Source organism: Labrenzia sp. OB1, from assembly GCF_001624695.1.
GTDB lineage: Bacteria > Pseudomonadota > Alphaproteobacteria > Rhizobiales > Stappiaceae > Roseibium.
This window is the reverse complement of sequence record NZ_JSEP01000006.1, coordinates 65749-90802: the sequence shown is the minus strand read 5'-3', so window position 1 is coordinate 90802 and position 25054 is coordinate 65749. Positions and strand designations below refer to the sequence as shown.

At 59.8% G+C, this 25054-nt stretch carries 23 protein-coding genes; 8 read left to right on the top strand and 15 right to left on the bottom strand.

What is annotated here, in order from left to right; all coding sequences use genetic code 11:
- Nucleotides 1-9: 9 nt before the first annotated feature.
- The 3 genes from OA90_RS09920 to OA90_RS09910 all read right to left on the bottom strand — a co-directional run bounded on the left by OA90_RS09920 (nucleotide 10) and on the right by OA90_RS09910 (nucleotide 2728).
- The gene (locus OA90_RS09920; RefSeq protein WP_068410112.1) at nucleotides 10-1005 is read right to left on the bottom strand and encodes a tripartite tricarboxylate transporter substrate binding protein; all 996 of its coding nucleotides are present in this window, start codon (nucleotides 1003-1005) and stop codon (nucleotides 10-12) included.
- A gap of 224 nt (nucleotides 1006-1229) precedes the next feature.
- The gene (locus OA90_RS09915) at nucleotides 1230-1862 is read right to left on the bottom strand and encodes a fumarate hydratase C-terminal domain-containing protein (RefSeq protein WP_068410109.1); all 633 of its coding nucleotides are present in this window, start codon (nucleotides 1860-1862) and stop codon (nucleotides 1230-1232) included.
- A complete protein-coding gene (locus OA90_RS09910; RefSeq protein WP_068410106.1) occupies nucleotides 1859-2728 on the bottom strand; it encodes a fumarate hydratase in 870 nt (289 codons plus the stop codon). The genes OA90_RS09915 and OA90_RS09910 overlap by 4 nt, the downstream gene beginning before the upstream one ends.
- A 305-nt stretch (nucleotides 2729-3033) precedes the next feature.
- Here OA90_RS09910 and OA90_RS09905 point away from each other — a divergent pair, with 305 nt between their 5' ends.
- Nucleotides 3034-3495 (top strand): MaoC family dehydratase, encoded by a 462-nt coding sequence (locus OA90_RS09905; protein ID WP_068410103.1) that lies wholly within the window; start codon nucleotides 3034-3036, stop codon nucleotides 3493-3495.
- A 264-nt stretch (nucleotides 3496-3759) separates the two neighbouring features.
- Here OA90_RS09905 and OA90_RS09900 read toward each other — a convergent pair whose 3' ends face one another.
- From OA90_RS09900 to OA90_RS09875, 6 genes are all read right to left on the bottom strand, one after another.
- Nucleotides 3760-4119 carry a RidA family protein gene (locus OA90_RS09900; RefSeq protein ID WP_068410640.1) on the bottom strand — a complete coding sequence of 120 codons (360 nt, stop codon included), beginning with the start codon at nucleotides 4117-4119 and terminating at the stop codon, nucleotides 3760-3762.
- 14 nt (nucleotides 4120-4133) lie between these two features.
- Nucleotides 4134-4853 (bottom strand): DUF3726 domain-containing protein, encoded by a 720-nt coding sequence (locus tag OA90_RS09895; protein ID WP_082836951.1) that lies wholly within the window; start codon nucleotides 4851-4853, stop codon nucleotides 4134-4136.
- Entirely contained in the window at nucleotides 4850-6526 is a 1677-nt protein-coding gene (locus OA90_RS09890; RefSeq protein WP_068410101.1) for a hypothetical protein, read from the bottom strand. Before OA90_RS09890 ends, OA90_RS09895 begins: the two co-directional genes overlap by 4 nt.
- 66 nt (nucleotides 6527-6592) lie before the next feature.
- Nucleotides 6593-8152, bottom strand: a complete 1560-nt coding sequence (locus OA90_RS09885; RefSeq protein ID WP_068410098.1) for a BCCT family transporter — start codon at nucleotides 8150-8152, stop codon at nucleotides 6593-6595.
- Nucleotides 8153-8186: 34 nt separating this feature from the next.
- Nucleotides 8187-9200 (bottom strand): membrane dipeptidase, encoded by a 1014-nt coding sequence (locus OA90_RS09880; RefSeq protein WP_068410094.1) that lies wholly within the window; start codon nucleotides 9198-9200, stop codon nucleotides 8187-8189.
- Nucleotides 9197-10648, bottom strand: a complete 1452-nt coding sequence (locus OA90_RS09875) for an aldehyde dehydrogenase family protein (RefSeq protein WP_068410091.1) — start codon at nucleotides 10646-10648, stop codon at nucleotides 9197-9199. The genes OA90_RS09880 and OA90_RS09875 overlap by 4 nt, the downstream gene beginning before the upstream one ends.
- Before the next feature lie 90 nt (nucleotides 10649-10738).
- On the opposite strand from OA90_RS09875, the gene OA90_RS09870 reads away from it, so the two are divergent.
- The 3 genes from OA90_RS09870 (at nucleotide 10739) to dusA (ending at nucleotide 14674) form a co-directional block, all read left to right on the top strand.
- A complete protein-coding gene (locus tag OA90_RS09870) occupies nucleotides 10739-11611 on the top strand; it encodes a LysR family transcriptional regulator (RefSeq protein WP_068410088.1) in 873 nt (290 codons plus the stop codon).
- 244 nt (nucleotides 11612-11855) lie between these two features.
- Entirely contained in the window at nucleotides 11856-12992 is a 1137-nt protein-coding gene (locus tag OA90_RS09865) for an iron-containing alcohol dehydrogenase (RefSeq protein WP_068410085.1), read from the top strand.
- 671 nt (nucleotides 12993-13663) lie between these two features.
- The gene (dusA, locus tag OA90_RS09860) at nucleotides 13664-14674 is read left to right on the top strand and encodes a tRNA dihydrouridine(20/20a) synthase DusA (protein WP_068410082.1); all 1011 of its coding nucleotides are present in this window, start codon (nucleotides 13664-13666) and stop codon (nucleotides 14672-14674) included.
- A gap of 26 nt (nucleotides 14675-14700) precedes the next feature.
- Here dusA and OA90_RS09855 read toward each other — a convergent pair whose 3' ends face one another.
- The 4 genes from OA90_RS09855 to OA90_RS09840 all read right to left on the bottom strand — a co-directional run bounded on the left by OA90_RS09855 (nucleotide 14701) and on the right by OA90_RS09840 (nucleotide 17876).
- Nucleotides 14701-15414 carry a TIGR02281 family clan AA aspartic protease gene (locus OA90_RS09855; RefSeq protein ID WP_068410079.1) on the bottom strand — a complete coding sequence of 238 codons (714 nt, stop codon included), beginning with the start codon at nucleotides 15412-15414 and terminating at the stop codon, nucleotides 14701-14703.
- Nucleotides 15411-15599: a DUF1289 domain-containing protein gene (locus tag OA90_RS09850; protein WP_068410076.1), complete on the bottom strand. Its 189-nt coding sequence runs from the start codon at nucleotides 15597-15599 to the stop codon at nucleotides 15411-15413. Before OA90_RS09850 ends, OA90_RS09855 begins: the two co-directional genes overlap by 4 nt.
- 182 nt (nucleotides 15600-15781) lie before the next feature.
- Nucleotides 15782-16969, bottom strand: a complete 1188-nt coding sequence (locus tag OA90_RS09845; RefSeq protein ID WP_068410073.1) for an alpha/beta hydrolase — start codon at nucleotides 16967-16969, stop codon at nucleotides 15782-15784.
- Nucleotides 16970-17003: 34 nt separating this feature from the next.
- Nucleotides 17004-17876: an adenosylcobinamide-GDP ribazoletransferase gene (locus tag OA90_RS09840; protein ID WP_082836950.1), complete on the bottom strand. Its 873-nt coding sequence runs from the start codon at nucleotides 17874-17876 to the stop codon at nucleotides 17004-17006.
- A 132-nt stretch (nucleotides 17877-18008) separates the two neighbouring features.
- Between OA90_RS09840 and cobT the strand changes: the two genes are divergently transcribed.
- The gene (gene cobT / locus OA90_RS09835) at nucleotides 18009-19034 is read left to right on the top strand and encodes a nicotinate-nucleotide--dimethylbenzimidazole phosphoribosyltransferase (RefSeq protein ID WP_068410070.1); all 1026 of its coding nucleotides are present in this window, start codon (nucleotides 18009-18011) and stop codon (nucleotides 19032-19034) included.
- Nucleotides 19035-19090: 56 nt separating this feature from the next.
- On the opposite strand, the gene OA90_RS09830 is transcribed toward cobT, so the two are convergent.
- Nucleotides 19091-20647: a HAMP domain-containing sensor histidine kinase gene (locus OA90_RS09830; protein ID WP_068410067.1), complete on the bottom strand. Its 1557-nt coding sequence runs from the start codon at nucleotides 20645-20647 to the stop codon at nucleotides 19091-19093.
- 164 nt (nucleotides 20648-20811) lie between these two features.
- Here OA90_RS09830 and OA90_RS09825 point away from each other — a divergent pair, with 164 nt between their 5' ends.
- Both OA90_RS09825 and OA90_RS09820 read left to right on the top strand, forming a co-directional pair.
- Nucleotides 20812-21417 carry a uracil-DNA glycosylase family protein gene (locus tag OA90_RS09825; protein WP_244274591.1) on the top strand — a complete coding sequence of 202 codons (606 nt, stop codon included), beginning with the start codon at nucleotides 20812-20814 and terminating at the stop codon, nucleotides 21415-21417.
- 171 nt (nucleotides 21418-21588) lie between these two features.
- Nucleotides 21589-22074 (top strand): Lrp/AsnC family transcriptional regulator, encoded by a 486-nt coding sequence (locus tag OA90_RS09820; RefSeq protein ID WP_068410061.1) that lies wholly within the window; start codon nucleotides 21589-21591, stop codon nucleotides 22072-22074.
- Nucleotides 22075-22119: 45 nt separating this feature from the next.
- On the opposite strand, the gene OA90_RS09815 is transcribed toward OA90_RS09820, so the two are convergent.
- Nucleotides 22120-22788, bottom strand: a complete 669-nt coding sequence (locus tag OA90_RS09815) for a TetR/AcrR family transcriptional regulator (RefSeq protein ID WP_068410634.1) — start codon at nucleotides 22786-22788, stop codon at nucleotides 22120-22122.
- A 170-nt stretch (nucleotides 22789-22958) separates the two neighbouring features.
- Between OA90_RS09815 and OA90_RS09810 the strand changes: the two genes are divergently transcribed.
- Nucleotides 22959-24995 (top strand): NADH:flavin oxidoreductase, encoded by a 2037-nt coding sequence (locus tag OA90_RS09810; RefSeq protein ID WP_068410058.1) that lies wholly within the window; start codon nucleotides 22959-22961, stop codon nucleotides 24993-24995.
- The last annotated feature ends 59 nt before the right edge of the window (nucleotides 24996-25054 follow it).

Genomic DNA, 25054 nt, shown 5'->3' with positions numbered 1-25054 from the left:
ACTTTATTCCTATTTTTTCGGAACACCCGCAGTTTCGATCACACCTTTCCATTTCGCTCGTTCATCGACGAGGAACTGAGTTGCCTCTTCCGGGGTGGTGATCGTCGGTGCCAGGCCTTTCGTGGCGAATTCACCGACAACGCGGACATCCTTCATTGCACCATTCAGCGCATCCGACAGTTTCGCCTGAACATCGGCAGGTGTGCCTTTCGGCGCGACCAGCAGGTTCCAGAGCGTCGCGGTGTAGCCTTCGAAGCCGCCTTCGATCACCGTCGGCACATCGGGCATGAGAGAAGACCGCTCGGGCGAGGAGACGGCGAAGGGCTGAATGTTTTCGGCGCGAACGTGCTCGGCCGCTCCTGGCGTCGTCAGCATGGCGATATCGACATGGCCGCCCACGACGTCATTCAACAGCGGCGTGTTACCCTTGTAGGGAATGTGCAGCATCTCCACGCCGGCGAGGCTCTTCAGATATTCCATCGCCAGATGACCCGGTGTTCCAACTCCGGAACTGCCATAGGTCAGGTCTTCCGGATTTGCCTTGGCGAATTCCATCAGTTCCGGCAGCGTTTGCGCCTCAAGTCCGTTGCGGCCCGCGATAACGAGGCCGAGGGTCCCCATGACGCCGATCACGTCAAGGTCGTTGTCGATGTCATAGCCAGAATCGCGGCCCAGGGCATCGATCAGGATCGATGCGCCGACGCCGCTGACACCCAGCGTATAGCCATCGGGATCAGAATTGGCGACGTGCGAAATGCCGACTGTTCCACCCGCGCCCGGCCGGTTTTCGACCAGAACAGGCTGTCCCAGGCTCGTGGACATGTGCCCGGCAAGGATACGCGCGACAACGTCGGTCGATCCCCCCGGTGGGAAGCCGACAACCAGCGTGATCGGCTGGGTCGGGTAATCCTCGGCGATGGCGGTCCCTGCGGAAACGACCGCAAGCCCCCCGATGACACTCGCGGCAAGCGAGCGGCGGATGTTGTTCCAGTGAAATCTCGGCATATGGTAAACCTCCCAGTTCAAGCCCGATAATAGCCTCTCAATTCCAGAGCGACTTCATAAAGCTAGTAATATAGTTTTTAACTCTTTTCAGGGGCGGCGCAAGTTTTTTCTTACCCGGAGCTCATGTGTGGGGCGGCGGCGATCTCCAGGGCGCGAGCACTGAACGCACCTTTCGTCACGTTTTGCACGGGCTTCCCAGCGGCAGGTACTGCATGGCAGCCCCTTCAGGCCTCGAAGCTGTCGCGCTCGGCGCGCATCCCCTCCAGTATCGCCGCCCGCTTTTCGAGCGATGCTTTTGAAGTCCGGTCGTAAATGCTGTTGCCTCGTGCATCGATCCCGACGGTCAGGGGGCCGAGGCGTTCGACCTCGATCCGGGCGATCCGGTAATGCGAAATCATTTCCGGCCAGCCGATCCCGGTGACCTTGCGGATCCCCGCCGTGATGATCGGTGCGCCGCCGCCGAGGAATGACAGATAGACGCAGCCGCTCTCAGCCATGGCGCGCGCGCATGTTGCGTCCAGCCCGCCCTTGCCGCCGGTTGCGCGCAGGCCAAGCCCTGGGATGAGGCGGGGCATATGTGCGTTGAAGCGGGTGCTCGTCGTCGGGTTCATGTAGACAATGCTGAGCGTGCCGTCCTCGGCTTCCTCATTCAGGCTGCCAAGATGAAAGAGCGCGCTCCCGCTCATGTCGAACGGCAAGGGTTCGGCGCCCTCCAGGCACTTCAGCAGCCGGTCATGGGTCGGAAGGCCCGCGGTGGCGAAGATTTCCCCCGTCAGATAGACGAAGTCGCCCAGCTTCAGCTTTTGCGCCGCCTCCTGGCTGAGGGGCAGGGTCAGGTCATGCTCCGTCACGCTCATTCCGACCACTCCATGCGTCCGTCTCCCCAGATCCGCACGCGGGCGCGGCGGTTGATCCAGCAGTTGAAGCACACGGCGACGGGGGTAAAACCGTGTCCGCTCGAAAAATCCACATGCACGCCCAGGACTGTTGTGTCGCCGCCAGTGCCCATCGGCCCGAAGCCAAGCCCGTTGATCGCCTTCGTCAGCCTGGCCTCCATCTCCGCCAGCACCGGGTCCGGGTTCTTCTCGCCGATTGGCCGCAGGGTCTGTTTCTTGGCAAGGCCCGCGCAATGGTCGAAGGTTCCGCCGATGCCGACGCCCATGAGGACAGGCGGGCAATGCTGAGCCCCGGCCTTGATCGCGACATCCAGGATGTAGGTCTCGATCTGTTCGAGAGTGGGAAAGGTGAAGAGTTCCAATGCCGCCCAGCGGCCAGACCCGAGCGCCTTGGGTGAGCACACCATCTCGACATAATCGGCGCCGCTCTCGAAATCATAGGAAACGATCGGCATGTCCTTGCCGTGATACCCGCGTTCCAGGGTAATCGGGTTGGTGACATGTTTCAGCAGAGGCGGCTCGATGGTCTCCACGAGGACTTCATAGCCCTTCCGGATCGAGGCCTTGAAGTCGCATGCAAGCTCCGCCTTGCTGCCCACCTTGACGAAATAGACCGGCACGCCGCTGTCTGAGCACACGAATGTATCCTTGTTTTCGGACATTTCGGCGCTTTTGAGCTGAAGCTTGAGGGTCTGCCGCGCGGTTTCGTTCGATTCCGTCTCCATGGCGGCGGCCAGGGCTGCCTTCGCATCTTCGGGAACTTTTCTGAGCGACCGGGAATAAAGTTCCCCGGTAGCTTCGATGATCATGTCGTCGGTTATTGGCATGGCGGCGGGCTGGCCTCGGCTGGAAACGCGGCGATTGCGCGTTCGGGCGGTGAACGGCGTGGCGCCTGGTCGGGCGCCAGGGCGGTTCCAAGGCTAAGCGGCGGAATTATAAAAGTCAATTATATGACTTTATATTGATTTTACTTTTGCGCGTCGCTGGTCGGCAAAGCGGAAATCGCGACCCGTCTCGTTGCAGGTGTTGTCTTTCGAAGCCGGGTCGATTGCCTGCGGCTCATAAAAAATATAATTATGATTCAATGATTTTAATGGCCGTGCACACTTTGGGCCAAAGGGAGTAGATCGCTATGCTGGAGCTGTCCGAACCATTGGACTTCGCGCGTCACGCAGGGGCTGACCTCGGTGTGACGGACTGGGTGGAGATCACGCAGCAGCAGATCGATGGCTATGCCGAGTTGACCGGCGACGACCACTGGATCCATGTCGACGTGGCACGCGCCCTGCGCGAGCAACCGGATGGCCGCACGATCGCGCACGGGCTCTTCCTGCTGGGATTGATCCCCCGTCTGCAGCGCCAGCTTTTCCGCATCAAAAGGCGCGGCGCAGGCCTGAACTACGGTTACGAGACCATCCGTTTCACCGCACCGGTGCCCGTCGGCTCGAACATTCGCTTGCGCCAGCAGGTCATCGGCGCCACCGAGAAAGGAACCGGAGCCCGCATTGAACTGCGCTCGACCATCGAACTTCAGGCCAGCGAGAAACCGGCGCTTGTGGCCCATGGAATCCTGCTGATCGCGCGGCAGGCCTGACCCGGATACCCTTGCGCAGCCATGATTTCAGCGCACTTTCCCGATACGCGGTGGAGGACCGTGTGTAAACGTTTCGCTCTCGCCAAGTGCTGCAACCTGGCGAGAAATACGAAACGCTGGGCGCACCAAAACCGGAACAAGGCATTCGCGTTGGTGTTGGAACCAGAAACATACGATATCCGCAAGCGTCCGCTCTTCTCCGTCGCCCCATGATGGAGGAGCTGGTTCACAAGGCTCCAAGACTGTCATTCCGCATTGAAAAGTTCAGACGGATTTTGGCATCGCGACGACCGCAATCATTTCTACCCGCATTCCCGGCCGGGCCAAGGCGACGCCGCCGGTTGCGCGGGCGGGTGGGGCATGACGGTCGACCCACTTGTCCCAGACGTCGTTCATGCCCTGGAAGTCCGCCATGTCGGCAAGCCAGACTTGAACAGACGCAATGTCAGCCTTGTCGGCACCCAACTCTTTGATGACAGCGTCCATTTTGGTCAGAACCTGCTCGGTTTGCTCTGTAATGTCAGCTCCGAGATCATCAGGGACCTGTCCTGCAAGAAAAGCGATGTCACCAATGCAAACAGCTTGGCTCATGCGGGGGCCGGGGTTCAGGCGCTTCAAGGGCATCATTGCGTCCTTTTTCAATCGTTGTCGGTTGTTGTTGATCCAGCTCCCGCACGGGAGCTTTCGGATGAGGGAACTGTTGTGCGCATCGCCAGAGAATTGAGCGCTGCGATGGTCTCCGCCGAGATGCTGAGAGCCTTGCCGCCTTTCGCGGCCTGTGGTTTGCCGAACCGTGCGGTCAGCTTGATGGGCACCCGCTGTCCGCCAAGCACGGATACGGCTTGCATGAGTGCCTCGTGTCCACCTTCAAGACTTGCCGTTCCACCTGCCCACTCGATGTCAAACAGGATATCGTTTGATACGGCAATTCCTGCGAGAAACGGGATCAGGAGAACGGGGTGATCCACCGTGCCGATCTTCAGCGATGATCCGACCTTGATCCCTTCGGGCAGTCCTGCGTAGTCGCAAAGCGTCGCCCCAAGAGCGATTGGACAAAGTGCGTAGCCCGCCGGTGCCCGCCACTCTCCCGGTGTCACCGTCGGGCACAGATCGCACCATGCACGGCCCTGCGCCTGGTCGAGATGGGCATAGAGATGACTGGGCCCGTCGATGCCATGGTGAACCAGCCATTCCGCAGCGAAGCCAGCCTCTTCGGCCAGTCCCCAACTCAGTCCGGCGCCGCGCGCGGCCTTCATGCAAAGGGATGCGACTTCGTTGCGCGAAAGGGACGCCGACTGACCGAATTCAATGAACTGCGCGGAATCCCCGCGCGTTTGATCGTGTGGTGCGATCGTCATTGCATACCTTCCAGACCGATTTCATCAGGGAACGGTGTGCCTTGGAACAAATTGATGCGGACCCAGCGGTCTGATCTCGGATCAAACCGTGTCGCACCGAAGAATGACAACTTGCAGCGCAGCAGATCGATGGGCAACATCGCTGCGGCAATCAGGTTGTCCTGAACTTCCGCATAGGGATGGTTCTGCGCGATTTGAACCCGCCTTATCACATAGCGATGTTCGGGGTGAGCAAGCAGGATAGCGGCGACAGCTTCGTCGCCGTCACGGTCCCGCAAGGTGTCGTCCAACTCGGCGGCGAGGCGGGCGATGCACAATGGCTGTTCCAGTGTCGCCCCGTCTTCGGTTGCTCTTTCGCCCAGCCGCGGCTCAAGCTTTTCTTCTGATACGTACCAGAAGCGCGCAATATTTTCGGGTGTCGTAAAGTCGATCGAAAGCGCCCACCCGTAGTGTTGTTCCAGGATCGCGCGCAACTCACTCACGCGCATCGCGCCATTGATGCAAAAAGATGGTGCCTCATCCGCACCCATGCAGTCGGCGAGGTCGTCCACCAGATCGCCGTGGGGTTCCAGCATCACCGACAGAAGCGCTTCCTGTCCCTCGCATGACAAGGCATCTTGCCCCCAGCGCCAGAGCGCATCCCATGGGTGCGGTTGATCGAAATCCCAAGCCTTGACCGTATCGGACAACAGGCGCACATCAGTGCGCAGGTCTGCGAGTTTTGGCACTTGCACGGGATGTCTGGATGTCCAGCAGGCGGCGTTTTGGATGGTGGTATCAAGGGCCACTCGCAGTCCGGCGATGGTTGATTGTGTCGCTCCTGCCTGTGCACGCACGCGTGCCAAAGCTTCCTCACGGGCCATCATCCAATTGTTCAGCAAAACGGGATGGCGCACAATAAAAGGTGCCATTCCCAGGCCTGTCGAATTGCCGACACCAAGGGTGCGGCGCAGGTTGCGATCAAGGCTAATGGCGCGATTGCCTCCTTTGACCATCGCCATGTGTTCCGCAATATCGACGGTAAAGGCACGTATCAGCCAGACAGTCAGCATTTCGACCTGAAAAGGGGCCGCCAATTCAGGGCGGTCAGCAATGTCAGAGCGGTCCGCAGCCCCGAATTTCCCTGAACCGTAAACGGCGGTCGTGCGCATCAGATATCCGATGTCCGCGATTTCGGCTGGGTCAGGCTGACGGCCTTGGGACAGAGCGTCAACCACATGGTGAAACAGGCGAACGGACCGGTTGGCGCGTGCCAGCGTCAGTTCACGCGTGCTGATCCGGCCAGCTTCTTGAATTGGGACGTTGTCGCGCAGGCGGGCGATATCGGCAAGTGTCGGTTCACCGTCAAACAGGGTAAAGGTCGCATCCCAGGCGGTGGCAATCACCCGGTCAGAACGCATGTCGTCGGGCAGGTCATGAGCAAAAGCCACGAGGCTGTATGTGCGGCCGCCGCATCGGGTGCGGTAAACGGCATGGCCGCTGCCTGTATCATCGACGTCCCAAACGGGGCGGTCCACTGTCCAGTTTTCACGATGCAACCGGCGCAACATTGTGCGCAGGAAAGACAGGCGGGTGGGGTGACTGCATCCCATCCGTTCAAGCTGCATGACCTGGGACGCGGGGCGGCGGAACGGCGCTGTTGGTGAGGTCGCGTTATGAGCAGATTGGAACATCCGCGGTACTCCGGTCGGTCAAAGTTGCAAAGGCGTGGCGGACAGATGACCCGCCACGCCGTATCGTCAGGCCGTTGCTGTCTTTGCCTCGCGTCCGAGCATCAAAGTGATGCGCAGCGCATCCCAAAGCGAAGGCAGCAGGATCAGCGAGACCGGCACCGCTGTAACAACGATAAAGCTCTGCAATTTGCCTATGCCCCCTGCGCCTGTCGAGATCAGGATCAGCGCCATGACACCCATTGCAACACCCCAGAAGGCGCGCAGGCTTGCCGAAGGTTCGCCTTCAGACATTGTCGAAGCGATGACATAGCTCATCGAGTCGCTGGTGGTGGCAACGAAACACATGGTCAGTGCCAGAAACAGGACCGACAGGATCAGACCCATGGGCATCGCCTGTGTGATCGCCAGCAGGCCGGCGGGCAGGTTGAACCCCTCGAACGGTCCGGAGATGATACCGGGCTGTGCAATCTCGAAGAAAATGCCGGAGCCGCCGATGATCGTGAACCAGAAGTTGGTGATCACCGGTGCGGCGATAGACAACATGATGATGATCTGACGGATCGAGCGCCCCCGGCTGATGCGCGCGATAAAGATCGCCATCAGCGGCCCGTAGCCCATGAACCATCCCCAGAAGAACACCGTCCACCAGCCCAACCAGCCGGGATCGCCGAACACGCCTGCATTTCCGCGGTAGAGCGTCATATCAAAGAAATGCGTCAGATAGATCTGCATACCACCAAGGAAACCCGAGAAAATCTCTGTGGTGGGGCCTGCGACAAGCATGAACACCAGCAATGCAATGGCAAGGATCACGTTGATCCGTGACAATAGCTGAATGCCCTTGGCCAAGCCCGTGATTGCCGAGATTGTATAGACCGCGACAAGCGCCATGATGGCGACGGCCTGAGTTGCAAAGTTATCTGGAATGCCTGTGAGTGCATTCAGCCCGTACGACAACTGCAGTCCCAGAAAGCCGATCGGCCCCACGGTGCCCGCTACCACCGCGATCACGCAGGACGCATCTGCAATCAGACCAATCGGACCATGAAGCGCACGTTCCCCGAACACTGGATACAGCAAGGTGCGCGGTGCCAGCGGCAGACCTTTGTCATAGTGGTAGTGCATCAGCATCACGGTTGTCAGGGATCCGAGGATTGCCCAGGCCAGAAAGCCCCAGTGCAGGAAACTCTGCGCGAGGGCCGCATTCGCGCGCGCAGCCGTATCATCCGACAGATCGCCAAAGACCGGCGGAGTGGACAGGAAATGCGCGATAGGCTCACCTGCTGCCCAAAACACGCCCCCTCCGGCAAGCAGGGTGCACATGATCATGGAACCCCAGCTGAACATTTTGAATTCCGGCACATCCAGCCCGCCCATCACGGTTCTGCTGCCGGGAAGAACGCATAGCAGCAGACCGATCAGGAATGTTGCGAGCAGAAGAAGCTGCCAATACAGCCCGAAATAGCGGGCAGAAAAACCAAAACCGGCATCGACAAGCGCGGACAGCCCGTCAATATCGAACAGCGCATAGGCGCAGAAGAGCGCTATAAATCCCCCGGTGACTGCAAAAAGCGCTTTGTCTATCGCGCCAGATCCCGGCTTGGTTTGTGTGGTCGTCGTGGTCACTTTCGTTCCTCCCTGAACTTATGTGCCCCGCGCCTTACTCGGCGGCGCGGTCTAGTGTGACGGGGCGTGCGGTTTGCGCCCCGAAGCTGCTCTCGAAAAAAGCGTGCCAGTTGTTGCCCATCACGCCGTCTATTGTGGTCTCGTCCAGACCGGCGGCGCGCAAACCCGTGCGGAGCCCAGCCAGATCGCGGTTGTCGTGAAACCAGTCGGGCATTGCCGGAAAACCTGCGTTCGCCGCGCTGCCTTCGCCGTAGTCAATTGCCTTGGTCCAGCGCCCGACACGCATCCATTCAACAATGCTGTCGGGCTGATCCTGGCAAAGGTCCGTACCGATCCCGACGCCCGTCGGGCCTACCAGATCAACCGCGAGGGCGGCCATGTCGCACCAGGATTGCAGCGTGCAGGCGCTGCCGCCGTCAAGGTGATGTGGATAGGTCGATAGCCCCAGAAACCCGCCGCATTCCCCGAGCGCTCGCAGCAGATCGTCGGATTTGTTGCGCAAGGCCATGTGCCAGCTGGACGGGTTGGCGTGGGTGACAGCAATGGGGCGTGTCGAGTGTTCGATGGCCTGAAGCGTGGAGCGTTCTCCGGAATGGCTCATGTCGACCACCATGCCGACGCGATTCATCTCCGAGACCACAGCGCGGCCCATGCGGGTCAGGCCTGTGTCTTCATCCTCGTAACAACCCGACGCGAGCAAGGACTGGTTGTTGTAGGTCAGTTGCATAAAGCGCAGACCCAGTGTGTGCATGACCTCGACCAGGCCGATGTCATCCTCGATGCATGACGGGTTTTGCGAGCCGAAGAAAATTGCCGTGCGGCCGGTGTCGCGGGCCAGTTGAACATCAGCAGCAGTGCGGCCCTGAAAGATCAGGTCCGGATGCTTTTCAAACCAGCGGTTCCATTGCTCGATGATCAGAACCGTTTCGCGAAAGGTCTCATGATAGGTGATCGTCACGTGAACTGCGTCCACGCCGCCCTCGCGCATTTGGCGGAAGATCTTTTCCGACCAGTTGGCATATTGCAGGCCGTCAATCAGAAAGCTCATTCGGGCTCTCCCGCGGACACATAAGCGGTTTTGACGGATGTGTAGAATTCAGCCGCATAGGACCCCTGTTCGCGGGGACCGTAGCTGGAGGCGCCTCGGCCGCCGAAAGGCACATGGTAATCCGTACCGGCCGTCGGCAGATTCACCATGACGCAGCCGGCACGCATGTTCGCGCGAAAGTGGATGGCCCGCGAAAGGGACCGCGTCATGATGCCTGCCGTCAGGCCGAATTGCGTGTCATTGGCAATCGCCAGCGCCTCGGCGTAGCTGTCTGCTTTTTGCACACAGGTAATGGGGGCAAACATCTCCTCGCGGTTGATCTGCATGTCGTTGCGGGTGTTCGCAAAAACGGCGGGGGCCATGTAGTGGCCGTCGGTCGCCCGTTCCAATCGCTCACCGCCGCAGAGCAGCTCTGCGCCCTCGGATTTGCCCGTTCCGACATACGCGAGATTCTGGGTCAACTGACTTTCGCTGACGACAGGACCGATCTGGGTCCCATCCTCAAGCGCGTGACCAACTTTCAGCGCCTTTGCCGCAGCAACCAACTTTTCCACAAACGCATCATGGACAGAGGCATGCACGATCAGGCGGCTGGCAGCGGTGCACTTCTGGCCCGTTCCGCCAAAAGCCGACCCGGCGGCATGAACAACGGCCAGTTCAAGATCCGCATCGTCCATCACGATCAGCGGGTTTTTTGATCCCATTTCCATTTGAACTTTGGTCATGTTCGCGATTGCGGCAGCCGCGATGCCGCGCCCGACAGGAACAGACCCTGTGAAACTGATCGCATCGACCTGACTGCTCTCAACAAGGCGTTGCCCCACATTTCGGCCCGGACCGGACACCAGATTGAACAGGCCTTTTGGGATGTCCTGACGGGCGATGATCTCGGTCAACGCCACGGCGCTGGCAGGTGTCACATTCGCGGGCTTCCAAACGACCGAGTTGCCAAAGGCCAGCGCGGGCGCGATTTTCCAGGCGGGGGTCGCGACGGGAAAGTTCCACGGGCTGATGATGGCGACGACGCCAACAGGTTCGCGGCGCACGTCGATCTCAATGCCCGGGCGCACGCTTTCTGCCAGATCACCGTGCTGGCGCAGGACCTCGGCCGCGAAATACGTAAAGAACTGGCCTGCGCGGTAAACTTCGCCCTTGCCCTCGGCAAGCGGCTTGCCTTCTTCGCGTGACAAAAGACGGCCAATTTCTTCAGCGCGAGCCATTAATTCTGTGCCGACGGCCATCAGAACATCGTGGCGCTTTTGAATGCCGGTGGCCCACCAGATCGGTTGCGCACGCCGCGCCGCCGCAAGGGCTGCGTCCAGGTGGGATTCATCCGCCTGCGCGAAAAGCCCGATCAGATCAGACGTGTCTGACGGATTGCGGTTCTCGACGATTGACGCGCCGTCCGTCCAGGTGCCGTCGATATAAATTTGAGTGCGCGCGGTCATGGTCGTCTCCTGATTGCCTTTGCACCAACTGGACTTATTTTTTTGTTTCAGTCATTCTGGAAATTCTTAAGAAAATTACAGGTTTTCTGAATGTCGATAAAACTGGAGATGCTGCGTGTCTTTCGAACGGTCGCAGAGGCAGGGACGCTGACCGCTGCTGCACGTGAATTGAATCGAACGCCCTCGGCGATATCCATGACACTTGCGCAACTTGTCGACGACGTCGGTGCGCCCCTTTTTCAGACGGATCGCAAGAACCGCCTTACACCGCTGGGTCAGTTGGTGCTGGAGGAGAGCCGCCGGGCCACAGATGTCTTCGACCAGAGCTCTCAGGCTATCCGGCGTCATGCCATCTCGACGGCAGGTATCGTGCGCATTGCCGCGGTTCCTTCGGCAACAGTGTCTTTGCTACCGGATGTGATTGAAATTTTTCGGAAAACACATCCTGATGTTCGCATTGAGATCAGCGATGTTGACACCCCCGCAGTGCGCCGGCGTGTGCAGCGAGATGATGCGGACATCGGGATCGTGTCGGCCCGTCCTGACGAAACGTCGGAGGGGGATCTGATATTGTGCGACGATCTGGGTATAGTTTGCGCGGAAGGTGGGCCGATCCACAGAGCGCATTTGGCTGCAGGCGGCTCTTCAGGCTGGGACTTGCTCACGCAAGAGCCGCTAATCGTCAACCCGCTGTGCCGCCTCATCGACGACCCTCTGGTCGACAGACTAATGGCGAACAGCACCCTGGAGGCACGCAATACGACAGCCATCCTGTCTTTCGTCCGCCAAGGTTTCGGGGTCAGCATCCTGCCGTTTGAAGCAGTGAAAAGCCAACCCGACGGTGTCGAATTCTTTGTTCCATCACGCCCGATCAGTCGTCGCGAGCTCAGAAAGATAAGGCAGGAAAACGATTACCGAAGCAGTGCTGTTGAGGCATTCTGGGAGCTGCTTAGCGATAGTTGAGCCACTTAATCCTGTCGAAGACAGCGCCCGAAAACAGATCAGGCGCAACAGAAGAGGCTTTCTCTCCAGAGGAAATGGCTTTGCAGTAAGCGTCAATTCCCTTCTCGTTATATCCAAATTGAAAGAGAGTGGATTTACAGGTCACATTTAGAGTTTATCTTGCGGCCAATCGGAAAATATTCGCCCAATGGTTTAATTTCTATTCGGATCAGTTTCCATTGGGCATATCAGCAAAGTGAGCGACATGCCTCTGATCAATTACGTAACCCGAATTCAGTTTGGTTTTGGCGAACTTGTCACGTTGAAGGAAGAACTGACGCTCGCCGGAATTTCGCGCCCGCTCGTAGTGACAGACAAGGGCGTCCGTAATCTCGGGTTTCTCGACAAGATTGAAGCCGTCCTTGGCGAGGCGCCGGCAGGCATTTACGACGAGACCCCCGGCAACCCGAACGAGGCGGCCGTCCGTGTCGCGGCGGATTTGTTCAAAGAGGTCGAAGCCGACGGGGTTATCGCCATTGGCGGCGGATCAGCCATCGATCTTGCAAAGGCAGTTGTCATCCTCGCCGCACATGGCGGGACCCTGAAGACCTATGCGGTCATCGAGGGCGGCCTGCAAAAAATCACGGCCAGGACATGGCCGACCATCGCTATTCCGACAACGTCAGGCACCGGTAGCGAAGTTGGGCGCGGGGCGATTGTTATACTGGATGACGGCCGGAAAGTCGGATTGCTGTCTCCATTCCTCATCCCGAAAGCTGCCATTGTCGATCCGGAATTGACCATGACGCTGCCACCCGTATTGACTGCAGCCACCGGAATGGACGCTATCTCGCACTGCATCGAGACGTATCTTGCCCCGTCCTTTAATCCGCCGGCAGACGGCATCGCGCTTGAAGGACTGCGCCGCGCCTGGGCGAATATCCGCAAGGCTACGGAAATACCGGACGACAAGGACGCCCGCGCCAACATGGCAATTGCCGCAACCATGGGCGCGATGGCCTTCCAAAAGGGCCTGGGCTGTGTACACAGCCTCAGTCATGCGCTCGGCGGGCTCAATCCGAAACTGCACCACGGCACCTTGAACGCGGTGTTCATGCCTGCGGTTCTGGAATTCAACAAGCCGGCTCCGGCGTCCGTCAGCGAAGACAAGTATGCCCGGCTGGCCGACGCCATGGGTCTGGCTGCCGGAACGGATATCGGAGCGGCCATCAAAGAGATGACGGCGGCCATCGGGTTGCCGGTCAGTCTGTCGGAGCTGGGTGTTTCGGAAAATATCTTCGACCGCATCATTTCCGGTGCATTGGCCGACCACAGCCACAAGACCAACCACATTGACGCAACCGCTGACGACTATCTCAGGATGCTGCAAGCCTCTTTCTGACAGCCGATGAACGGACCAATTCCGGGACACCTTTGAGCGCTCTCCGGACCACGGCACTGCCCGGAACCGCTGCGCCGGTATTTGTGGAATCTGCCGCGGTCTGGAAAGCGCGGCCAAGACGGACGTTCGCTGGATCTCGGCCCAACCTCCAAAGCGGCCATTCGTTGTGATGCTGCGTTGGTTGATATGGCCCGGGAAGTTAAAGTGAACCAGTTCAGTGCGAATGTCCGCCAGTGAAACTTGTATGTTCGCAAGCCGCCATTCCACTCTCACAGGCAAGTTCAAGGACGGCAAACACACAGGGTTTTCAACGCAATTGGCTCAAACCGGACAATAGCTGCGCCGGACATGGAGAACCGGTTTTGGCACTGACTTCGAGTTGCACGTGGGGCGGCCGATGGAAAGGCAAGGCGAAGCGAAATGTTGCATGGAAATGTCGGTGATTGGCGTGAACATAACGGCCCTTGGCGAGTAAGCGTCTCTGCCGGGAATTTTGAAAGTCCATTACCGTGTGGCCCTTGCGGTAGAGCAGGGGTCCTGGATCACTGCCGCAACCAAACACCGCCGTTTGCCTGTCTTTACCCTCGAGGGGCTAGACTGCCCTAATTCGTGTGCAGTATGTGTGCAACATGGTTCCAAAAACCGGATCGCGGACCATCGGAGAATTAGGAATGCCCGATAACGCAGCCGCTGCGGCAGCGAGATTTTCCATTGCGCCCATGATGGAGTGGACGGATCGGCATTGCCGTGCGTTTCACAGGCATCTGACCCGGCATGCGCTGCTGTATACGGAGATGGTCACGACAGGGGCTGTGATCCATGGCGATCGGGAGCATCTGCTCGGGTTTTCAGGCCTTGAGCACCCGCTTGCCTGTCAACTCGGCGGATCGGATCCGGCGGAGATGGCGGAGGCGGCGCGGATCGTTGCGGATTTCGGCTACGACGAGGTCAACATCAATGTCGGCTGTCCGTCAGACCGGGTCCAGTCCGGCCGCTTCGGAGCCTGCCTCATGCACGAGCCGGAGCTGGTGGCGGCCTGTGTCGCGGCGATGAAGGCGGCGGTGGATATTTCGGTGACGGTCAAATGCCGCATCGGTGTCGATGACCAGGACCCGGAAGAGGCGCTGGACCGGATGGCCGATGCTGTCTTTGACGCCGGCGCCGACGCGCTGTGGGTGCATGCGAGAAAGGCCTGGCTTCAGGGGCTGAGCCCGAAACAGAACCGCGATGTTCCGCCACTGGACTACGAGAGGGTGCAGCGGCTGAAGGCGCGGTTCCCGGATCGGTTCATCGGCCTGAACGGCGGCCTGCAGAGCCTCGATCAGGCGGAGCCGTTTCTGGAGACCGTCGATGGCGTCATGTTCGGCCGCGCCGCCTATCACACACCGCGGATCCTGGGGGAGGTCGACCGGAGGCTTTACGACGGCAACCTGCCGGATGTTTCGCCTTTCGAGGCTGTGCGGGCGTATACGGCCTACATGGAAGAGCAACTGAGCCGGGGCGTGAAACTTTCCCATATGACACGGCATATGCTGGGGCTGTTCCACTGCCAGCCGGGAGCACGCTCCTGGCGGCGCATCCTCACCGTCGAGGCGATCCGGCCCGGTGCCGGGCTTGAAGTTGTCGAAAAGGCACTTGCGGCTGTCAGCCCTGCTGATGTGACGGCCGAGGCGGCGGAATAACCGCGCTTTGTCTCGAAACACCGGCGTCAGGGTGTGATGATCAGTTTGTCGCCCTCGATCCGCCAGCTTTGCAGCCGGTCGAGTGCGGTCATGCCCAGAAGACTTCCGTCCAGAGTGCCCTGACGGGCGACAAAGCCGCGGATATCGCGCAATGTGTGGTCACCGATGGTGATCGTGTCGATCTTCACCGGCGCAACGAGTGTACGGCCGTTTGCGGTGGAGACCGGCACGGTGAAGGACAGGTCCTCGGCCCTGTATCCGGCGCGGAGCGCGTCCTCGAAGGTCAGCACGACGGCGCTTGCTCCCGTATCGAGCAGGAACTGCGTTCCCGTGCCGTTGGCGCGCCCGTCGACGACGAAATGGCCAGTCGCATCGCGGACAATCAGGATCGAGCCGTCCGGCTGCGAGACCGCCATTCCCGGCGCGAGGGCTCCCAGCACGCGGTAGCCGACCTGAACCAGGTCGGCGCGGTATGTGTAGCCGACGACCAGCACAAGGCCGAGGCCGCCCCAGAACACGGTGCCATGAATGATTTCGCGCACTTTCGGCTGTCCGAACAGGAAACTTGCGATGAACACGAAGGCGAGGGCGGACAGGGCCACGATCCGGGGGCCGCTGCTGTCGAAGTTGACGTTTTCCGGATCTGTCGGATCGCCGAAGAAGAAGTAGAATGCGGCCGCGGCCATGACGATCACCAGAACGGCGGTCACCAGACCGCGAAACTGCTTCGGCTGCCTCATGCGCGCGCGTCCGTGCCTGTGTCCCGGCTGTCACGGCGCCTGTCGATATCCGCCAGGATTTCCAAACGTTCGTTCTCGCTGAAGCCCGCCCAGCCGGCGATCTCGTCGAGCGTGCGATGACAGCCGGTGCAAAGGCCGTTTTCCCGGTCAATCTGGCAGATTTTAATACAAGGTGACTGCATCATGCCGATATGGCGGTTGAATGTGGCTTTGCCAAGACAAAAGATGGCTCAAACTTGTGCCGGAGCATGTCGCGTTGAATTGCCTTCAGGAGGTCGCCCGATCTCATTTTCAATGCAAACTCAGCCTCGGGCGGCTTCCTGAATTCATGAATCCGTTTAACCAAGACATGCCTTGAAAAGCAGTGTCACAGACTGCCACCCGTGGCTAGGACGACCGGGGCCGCGATGATCCGGATGGGCAGGGTGACCGCAGCTTGCGCGGTGTTTCCGACGAAAGTGCCCAGGTCCCCGCCGAAGGTGCGTGTCCCGTCGATACTGGATTCGCTCGTCAGGCTTCCGTTCGCGAAGGCACGCTGAAGTTCGGGAGCGAACTCGGCCAGGATCGCGAATTTGGAATGATGAGCGGAATCCTCCGCCTCAAGGTCGGTCACGTCGATGACGATGGCGCCAAGTTTGGTCAGCTCCTCGTCGTCGGAGAAGGCTCCGAGGCGGTCCACACCGCCGGAAAGGGCACGCGACAGCCGCAAGGCCCGGTCATCGGCGGAAACGATAACGACAAAAGGCTTGTCGACCTTGCCGAGCCTGCGCAGGTGCGACTTGAACAGGTCGATATCGATATCCGGCGCCGCCAGAACCACGTAGTGGATCTTTTTCTGGATCTTGTGCCGAACGGACGGCGGCATCTGGCGGATGGTTTCCATCAGGAGGTAGTTGCCCATGGAATGGGCGAGGATACTGATTTCGTCGGCGTCGCTGTTCGCCAGCTCGACCAAGGTCTTTTCCAGCGCGTCGCGGGCGATGGCGGCGCTGTTCAGGTCGTAAAGATAATCCCTGAGCTTACCGCGCGAGGCCCAGGTGAAGAGCACCGGGACCGCACCGTTGTTCGAATCATGGACGAACTGGGTGAGGCGATAGAGGCTCTCGGCGAACATTGTGTTGTAGCCGTGAATGAACAGGAAGACTTCCTTCTCGCCGCGCGGCCGGGTTGCAAGTTCCTGATTGATCCGGGACTTGAAAGCCTGGGCAGAGGGCAGGTAGCCCGCGCTTCGGGCGACGAAATCGGTGTCCGGATCACCCGGAAGGCTGGCTGGCCACTCGATGAGGCCGGGCTTGTGTGCCGGCGGAACGGAGATCCGCGCTTCAGCGTAGTTGACCTCGACAGACCGCTCGCCGCTGAAATAGGTGTCCGGCCGGTCATCCCGCGCCCGGGTGGTGACGATGAAGATATCATGAGCCCTGGCGCCTTCCGCAGGAACCGAATTGAGCGCCAGCGCACCGAATTCGGGCCGGCTGGAACAGCCGCCGAGCAATGCGGCGCAGGCCGTCAGCACGATCAGGACGCGCATCATTGGAAGCCGGTAAATCGATACCATCGGCAGGTTCCGCCTCGAAAAGGGATCAGGTGGCCTATGGAACCATCAGCACTCCCAGCAGGAAACCAAGCCCGGCGAGTTGTTGCATGGCTCCGAGGACATCCCCGGTGACGCCGCCGATCTTGGCGCGCGCCAGACGACCGGTAGCATAGCTCGCAGCGGCTGCAAACACACAGGCGAGAGAAAATGCCGCAAGGGAAATCAACAGCACTGCCGGGATCAGCAGAGGGATCGTCACCAGAGCCGCCAGATGGACCGTTTTTTCCGTCGGCTTGCCGAACCTTGCCGCCAGCCCTTCCGGACGCGCCAGCGGCAGGATCTGCCATTGCCAGACAAGCAGCGTGCGGCTGAGCGCTTCACCGCACAAAAACAGGAGAGCAGCTTCGGCAGGGCCGAACCGCTGCCAGAGCGCCGCCAGAAGCGCGATACGCAGGACAGTGGAAAGCACCAGCGCCAGGGCTCCGAACGCACCGATGCGGCTGTCCTTCATGATGTCCAGGCGCCTCTCGCGGGTTGCTCCACCGAAAAACCCGTCTGCGACATCGCTCAGCCCGTCTTCATGCAGCGCGCCGGTGGTGATCGCCAGAAGCGCGGCGACAATGGCGGCCACGGCGAGGCCGGGAAGATGCGTATAGCCCAGCAGCAGGCCGCATCCGGCGGCGGGAAGGGCGATGACGAAACCGGCCAGAGGAGCGGCCCGGGCGATACGGGTAAAATCCGGCGCGGTCCCCGGATCGTCCAGAGCGTTGATCCGCGGTACAGGCAGGCGGGAGAAGAATCGCACGCAGGCGGCGGTGTCCGCTGCGAATTCCGGCAGGCCCTTCAGCCGGTCTCGGGCTTGATCCCAAGTTTTGTCCGCGCCGGATTTGGCCTCACTATCAGGCATTTGGTCGGTTTCACGGTTCATCGGGCCGGTCCTGCGCTTGAGTTTTCGCAAAGCCGCATTATAGATCGGCGGCTTAGCGAGACCAATGGCCGGCAGGGTGCCGGACCGTACAGGCTCTAACACTTTAAGATCCAGACCGGGAACCTGAAATCCATGTCTCTTTCCGACACCGCGCTTCCTTTCGAAGATATCCGCAACCTGGTCAAGTCGATGCCGGGTCCGGATGACGAAGCGGTGGGAAAGGTAAAGGCGCGCGATGCACAGCTGACGAAGCCTGCCGGTTCCCTTGGGCGTCTTGAGGACATCGCCGAGTGGCTGGCGGCATGGTCGGGGAACGCCCCGCCAAAGATCACCCGGCCGATGGTCGCGATTTTCGCGACCGCCCACGGGGTCGCGGAGGAAGGCGTCTCGGCGTTTCCAAGTTCGGTCAATCGCCAGATGGTGGAGAATTTCGCCGCCGGTGGCGCGGCCATCAACCAGATCTGCCGGGCCTACGATGTGGGTCTGAAGGTGTTCGACCTTGCCGTCGACATGCCCACACCCAGCATCACGCGCGAAGATGCCCTGGACGAGGCCAATTGCGCCGCAACCATGGCCTACGGCATGGAAGCTCTCGCCGGCGGTATAGACCTGATCTGCCTGGGGGAAATGGGGATCGGCAACACGACCGTCGCCGCAGCCGTCCTCAACGGCCTGTTCGGTGGCCGCTCCGAGGACTGGATCGGCCGTGGAACCGGCGTGGACGATGAAGGCCTGACCCGCAAGCGAGACGCGGTGGAGGAAGCCGTCGCCCGGCTGAACGGCGAGAAGGATCCGCTGGAGATCCTGCGCAGAACCGGAGGGCGGGAAATCGCCGCGATGGCCGGTCTTATCATTGCCGCGCGGCTGCAGCGCGTGCCGGTGATCGTCGACGGATTTGTGACCACCGCCGCCGCGGCCGTGGTTTATGCGATGGACCCGTCGGGACTGGACCACTGCCTGTTCGCCCATGTCTCCGCGGAACAGGCCCATGCGAAGGCCCTGGAGCATATGGGCAAGCAGGCCCTGTTCGATTTCGGAATGCGTCTTGGAGAGGGAACCGGCGCAGCTCTTGCGGCAGGCCTTGCCAAGGCCGCTGCCGAAGTGCACTCCGGCATGGCGACATTCGCCGACGCTGGCGTTTCCGGGAAAGCGGACTGACAGGAACGGGCCGGACTGCCCTCAAGCCGGCGCCATGTACTTGAACGGCTGCCCGTTCAGGCTGAACGGCTTGTCTTGTCGCCAAAGCTTGGCTTCTTATCGTCGGGATCGACCCAGTCGACATCCGGCGCGTAATTCATCACCCGGGCTCGGGGCAGCGTGACGATTACCTCCGTGCCGACACCGGGCTTGGACTTCAGGTTGAAATTGCCGTCATGCATGGCGATGAGGGCCTGGACGATGGACAGTCCGAGGCCGGTTCCGGGCTCCGCGCTTTTGATCGCGTGCGTCCCCTGGCCGAAAGCTTCCAGAACGGTCGGAATTTCTTCCTCCGGAATACCCGGGCCGGTATCCTGGATGGAGACATACTGCCCGCCGTCGGAAGTCAGGCCGATCCTGATGCGCACCTTGCCGCCGACCGGCGTGAATTTCACCGCATTCGACATGAGGTTCAGAACCACCTGCCGCAAGGCGCGTTCGTCGGCCCAGACCTTTGGCAGGTCCGGCTCATGGGTGTGATGCAGCACAATGGATTTCGCATCCGCGCGCACCTTCATCATGCTTCCGCATTCGTCGACGATATCATCCAGGAACAGCGGTTCTTCATGCAGTTCATGCCGCCCGGCCTCGATCCGCGACAGATCGAGGATTTCGTTGATCAGGTTGAGAAGGTGCTGGCCGGAACCGTGAATGTCCTCCGCGTAGGAGCGGTAGTTCTTGTTGTGCATCGCGCCAAGGACTTCATTCTTCATGATCTCGGAAAAGCCGAGTATGGCGTTCAGTGGCGTGCGCAACTCGTGGCTCATGGTCGCCAGAAAGCGGGACTTGGCAATATTGGCGGCTTCTGCCCGCCGCCGGGCTTCGTCCGACATCGCGTTGGCGGTTTCCAGCTCTGCGATGAGATGATCCTTCTCGGCCCGGTACTCCAGCATCGTGTTGGCATTTTTCAGAAGCTGGTTGCCGAGAATGAAGAAAAAACCCTGGGCGCCGATGGCCATCGCCGCGAGCGTGTAGTGGATCGGATCCACCTGCTTCAGAAAACTGAACGTCACCAGAAGCGTCATCGGAATGGTGCTGGCCAGAAGGCATTTCGGTAAGGTCGCCGATTGCATCGTGTTCATTGCAACGACAATCAGCAGCGTCGCGAAATGAAAGATGACAAACCCATCTCCGGATCCGGCCGTCTGTGGTAAAAGAAAGAAAGACGCCCAGCTGCAGCCGTAGATGAAATCGCCCATCGTGAAGCGTTTGCGCCAGTAGACCCGCGCCTTCTGGTCGGAAGGGGCTTTTTCGTAGGCGTGACTGGTAACCACCATCGCGATGTGGGTGCACAGTGTCACCGCGAACCAGGCGCCGATGTAAAGAGGATTGATCCACAGAACGGAAATGGCCGCGACGATCAGCGACAGAAGCGGAACCGCATAGGCCGCGTTGATCCGCGTGTCGGCGAAAAGATGCTGGCGTTCGAGATCGAAAGTGGTGTGGCGGTATTCCGAAGCGCCGAGACGGCTGCGCACGTTCTTCAAGCCACGCGCCATCTCCCGGCGCCGCATGGCGCGCTGCTCGTTGATGGCGAATTTGTTTTCGCCGCTCTCTGACGAAAGAGATTCCATTAGCCGCCCGGAAGTATCGAAATCATTATTATGTTACTGCCTGTTTATTCACTCTGACTCACCATTCCTTAAGATCGTCCTCAGGATCGTGGTAAGCGAAAGGTTAAACTGTCCGTTAAAGGTGTAACTATTTGTCCAGGAAGAAGAATTCGAAAGATCTGGAGATTCTTGCCCGACAGGTGCGCGCCTGCCGAGTGTGTGTCGAAAATCCGCTGAAGACGCAGCTGCCGCATGAACCCCGTCCTGTGCTGCAGGTGTCTTCCTCAGCCCGGATCTGCATATGCGGACAGGCCCCCGGGACACGGGTGCATCGCAGCGGCCAGCCTTTTACCGATCCCTCGGGCGATCGTCTCCGAGGTTGGATGGGGGTTGGTGAAGATGTCTTTTACGATGCAGCGCGTGTCGCCATCGTCCCTATGGGATTCTGCTTTCCCGGGCTGGATACGAAAGGCGGCGATCTGCCGCCAAGGCCCGAATGCCGGAAAACCTGGCATGACGGGCTGTTTGCCGCCATGCCGCAAATCGAGCTCGTCCTGACGATCGGGCAATATGCCCAGGCCTACCATCTGGGAGCGGCGCGGCGGAAAACGCTGACACAAACTGTGGCCTGCTGGCGGGAGTATTTCGAGGCGGAACCGGAGGACGGCAAACCAGCGGTGCTGCCGCTGCCCCATCCGTCCTGGCGCAACAATTCCTGGCTGAAAAAGCACCCCTGGTTCGAGACCGAACTGCTTCCGGTCCTGAGAGCGGAAGTTACCCGACTGATTTGAACCGGCTACCTGAGGTGACGGGTCCGGTTTCGAATAAAATTCTCAAATCTTCGCGAATTGACAAGCCTATTGAAATTCCGTTACGTGTTTTTCGGTAAATGAGGAACCATTTCCCAAGCACCGTAACCAGAGTAACTCGCCAACTGTGCTGCCAAACGCAGGATACAGCTCATGATCGACCGCATCGACCGCCGCATAATGTCCATCCTGCAGGAGGACTGCACTGTTCCAGTCGCCGAAATCGGCAGACGGGTTGGCCTGTCCACGACGCCTTGCTGGCGCCGTATCCAGAAGATGGAAGAGGATGGCGTGATCACCGGCCGGGTCGCATTGCTCGATCCCGCGAAGATCAATGCCAAGGTCACGGCCTTCGTTGCGATCACCACCAACCAGCATTCCGAGGACTGGCTGAAGAAATTCGCCGATGTCATCAAGGAATTTCCCGAAGTGATGGAATTCTATCGCATGGCCGGGCAGGTCGACTATCTGTTGCGGGTCGCCGTGCCGGACATTGAAGCCTATGATACCTTCTACAAGAAGCTGATCGCGAAGATCGATATTTCCGACGTCTCCACGACATTCGCGATGGAGCAGATCAAGAACACTACAGCGCTGCCGCTCGCCTATGTGGCGACGGAAAAAACCAAGCCTGAATGACAGACCGGCCGGGTATCCACGAGGACATTTCCCGGGGGAGAAAATTTATGGGTCCACACCCTGGCTTCCGGTCATCTTCGGCAACGGATGGCGGGCAAGAAACCGGGCGATTTCGGCCTCCGTTGCCTTCTGGCCGGTAAAGATCTCCGCATAATAGGGCATGCGCCTCAACCTTGGCGCCAACGGTTCGTCGGGTCCGTCCTTTTTCATCGAGATATAGCCGATCTGCGTCTGATAGATCGTGCTGGCACGGATGTTGGCATAATTCGGGTCATAGGCGAAACGCTCGAACATCGCCTGTAACGCCTCGATCCGCACCCTGTCGGCTTCTTCCAGCATGCCGGCAAGGCTTTCGTCGGTATGGGCCCAGTTGCGCACGGCGAATTCAAGCCGCGAGTCGAACAGGTCCGGCCTTAGCCAGAGGTCGAAGAGATTCAGGACCGCCTCGCTGATCGTTTCCGCGTAATCCTCGGTGCGCCGGACGAGATTGCCGGTGTTGCGCGCTTGCCAGTGCGTGACCAGGGCATTCAACAGTTCCTTGCGGTCGGAAAAATGGCCGTAGAAGCTGGTGCGCGAGAGGCCGAGCCGATCCGCCAGAGGCATCACCTTGACCGCATCGATACCGTTTTCCAGCAGCGCTTCATACGCCGCCCGGATCCATATTTCCCGCGTTCCGCGCCATCCGGATGTCTTGTCGATCAAAGCGTCAGTCATGCCTTCGTCTTTACCAACCTCATGGAGCGCCTGCAAACAAAAATGACACATGTGTTTTCAAAAACGACATGAATGGCGTTTTTGCGTCTTTTCACGAGACCGGCGGACAAACTATTCTCTTCGAAACTCCGGCCCGGGAAATGTGAGAGGCCACGTCCAGAGGAAATCGCATGTCGAAAGATCCGTTGCTGCAGCCGTACAAGCTGAAATCCCTGACATTGAAAAACCGGATCATGATCACCTCTCATGAACCGGCCTATCCGGAAGACGGCATGCCCAAGGACCGTTACCGCGCCTACCACGAGATACGGGCGAAAGCAGGGGTGGCGCTGACGATGACCGCCGGATCCGCCGCCATATCCCGAGACTCGCCGCCGGTGTTCAACAATATCCTGGCCTACAAGGACGAGGTGGTTCCCTGGCTCACCAGATTGACGGATGCCTGCCATGAGCATGGCTGCGCGGTGATGATCCAGCTCACCCATCTTGGCCGGCGCACCAACTGGAACAAGGCGGACTGGCTGCCGGCGGTCTCCTCCAGTCACGAGCGCGAAGCTTCCCACAGGGCGTTTCCGAAAAAACTGGAAGACTGGGATATCAGCCGGATTATAGAAGACTATGCGAGTGCGGCCGAACGGATGAAGGCCGGCGGCATGGACGGCATCGAACTGCAGGCCTATGGCCACCTGATGGACCAGTTCTGGTCACCGCTGACCAATACACTGGACGGTCCCTACAACGGGTCGCTGGAAAACCGGATGCGGTTTTCGCTGGAGGTGATCGACGCCATTCGCGAGCGCGTCGGCAAGGACTTCATTCTCGGTGTTCGCTTCACCGCGGACGAGGATCTGGACGGCGGGATCTCGCCGGAGGACGGGCTGGAGATCGCCAGGCGCCTCAAGGCCACCGGCCAGATCGATTTCCTGAATGTCATCCGTGGCCATATCGATACCGATCCCGGGCTGACGGATGTCATTCCGGTGCAGGGCATGCGGAACGCGCCGCATCTGGATTTTGCCGGGCGTATCCGCAAGGAGATCGGCATGCCGACCTTCCATGCCGCGAAGATCCCCGATGTCGCGACCGCTCGCCATGCAATTGCAGAAGGCCTTCTGGATATGGTCGGCATGACACGTGCCCACATTGCGGATCCGTTCATCGTCAGGAAGATCGAGGAAAAGCGGGAAGCGGAGATACGGCCTTGTGTCGGAGCGACCTATTGCCTCGACAGGATCTATCAGGGTGGCGAGGCGCTTTGCATCCACAACGCGGCAACGGGCCGCGAACTGACCATGCCTCATGAGAGCGGACCGGCGGAGGTCGGCAAACGCGTTGTTGTCGTCGGCGCCGGGCCGGCGGGTCTGGAGGCGGCCCGTGTGGCGGCGGAGCGCGGTCACAAGGTCACGGTCCTGGAAGCCGCGCCGGATGCCGGTGGCCAGATCCGTCTGACGGCCCAGTCGGAACGCCGCCGCGAGATGATTTCAATCATCGACTGGCGCATGGAGCAGTGTCTTGCGCGCGATGTCGCCTTCCGCTTCAACGTCTTCGCGGAGGCGGAAGACGTCCTTTTGGAAAATCCGGATGTGGTTATCGTTGCGACGGGCGGACTGCCGCACACCGAAGTGCTTTCGCAAGGTAACGATCTCGTCGTGTCTTCATGGGATGTCATTGCCGGGGATGTGAAGCCTGGAAACCGCGTGCTCATCTACGACGATGCCGGCGATCATCCGGCGCTTCAGGCCGCCGAACTCATCGCGGCGAGCGGAGCCCATGTCGAGGTCATGACGCCGGACCGGTCCTTCGCTCCCGAAATCATGGCCATGAACCTGGTCCCCTATATGCGCGCCCTGCAGGAAAAGGATGTCAGGTTCACCGTCACATACCGCCTGAAGGCGGTGCGGCGCTCGGGCAACCTCCTGACCGCCGTGATCGGTACGGATTATTCAACCCATACGGAAGAACGGGACTTTGACCAGATTGTCGTCAACCATGGCACAGTGCCGATGGACGAACTCTATTTCGATCTGAAACCACGTTCGAAAAATCTCGGTTCCGTCGATCAGGACGCGCTGCTCTCAGGGAGGCCGCAGCCTCTGGAGGCCAATCCGGACGGGGCATTCGCGCTTTACCGCATCGGTGACGCGGTTTCCGCGCGCAATACCCATGCGGCGATTTACGATGCCCTGCGGCTGGTCAAGGACATCTAGAAATGCTGCATCGCACGCAAATTTCGCCGCTCGCGTCCAACCTGCATAAGCCGATGCCG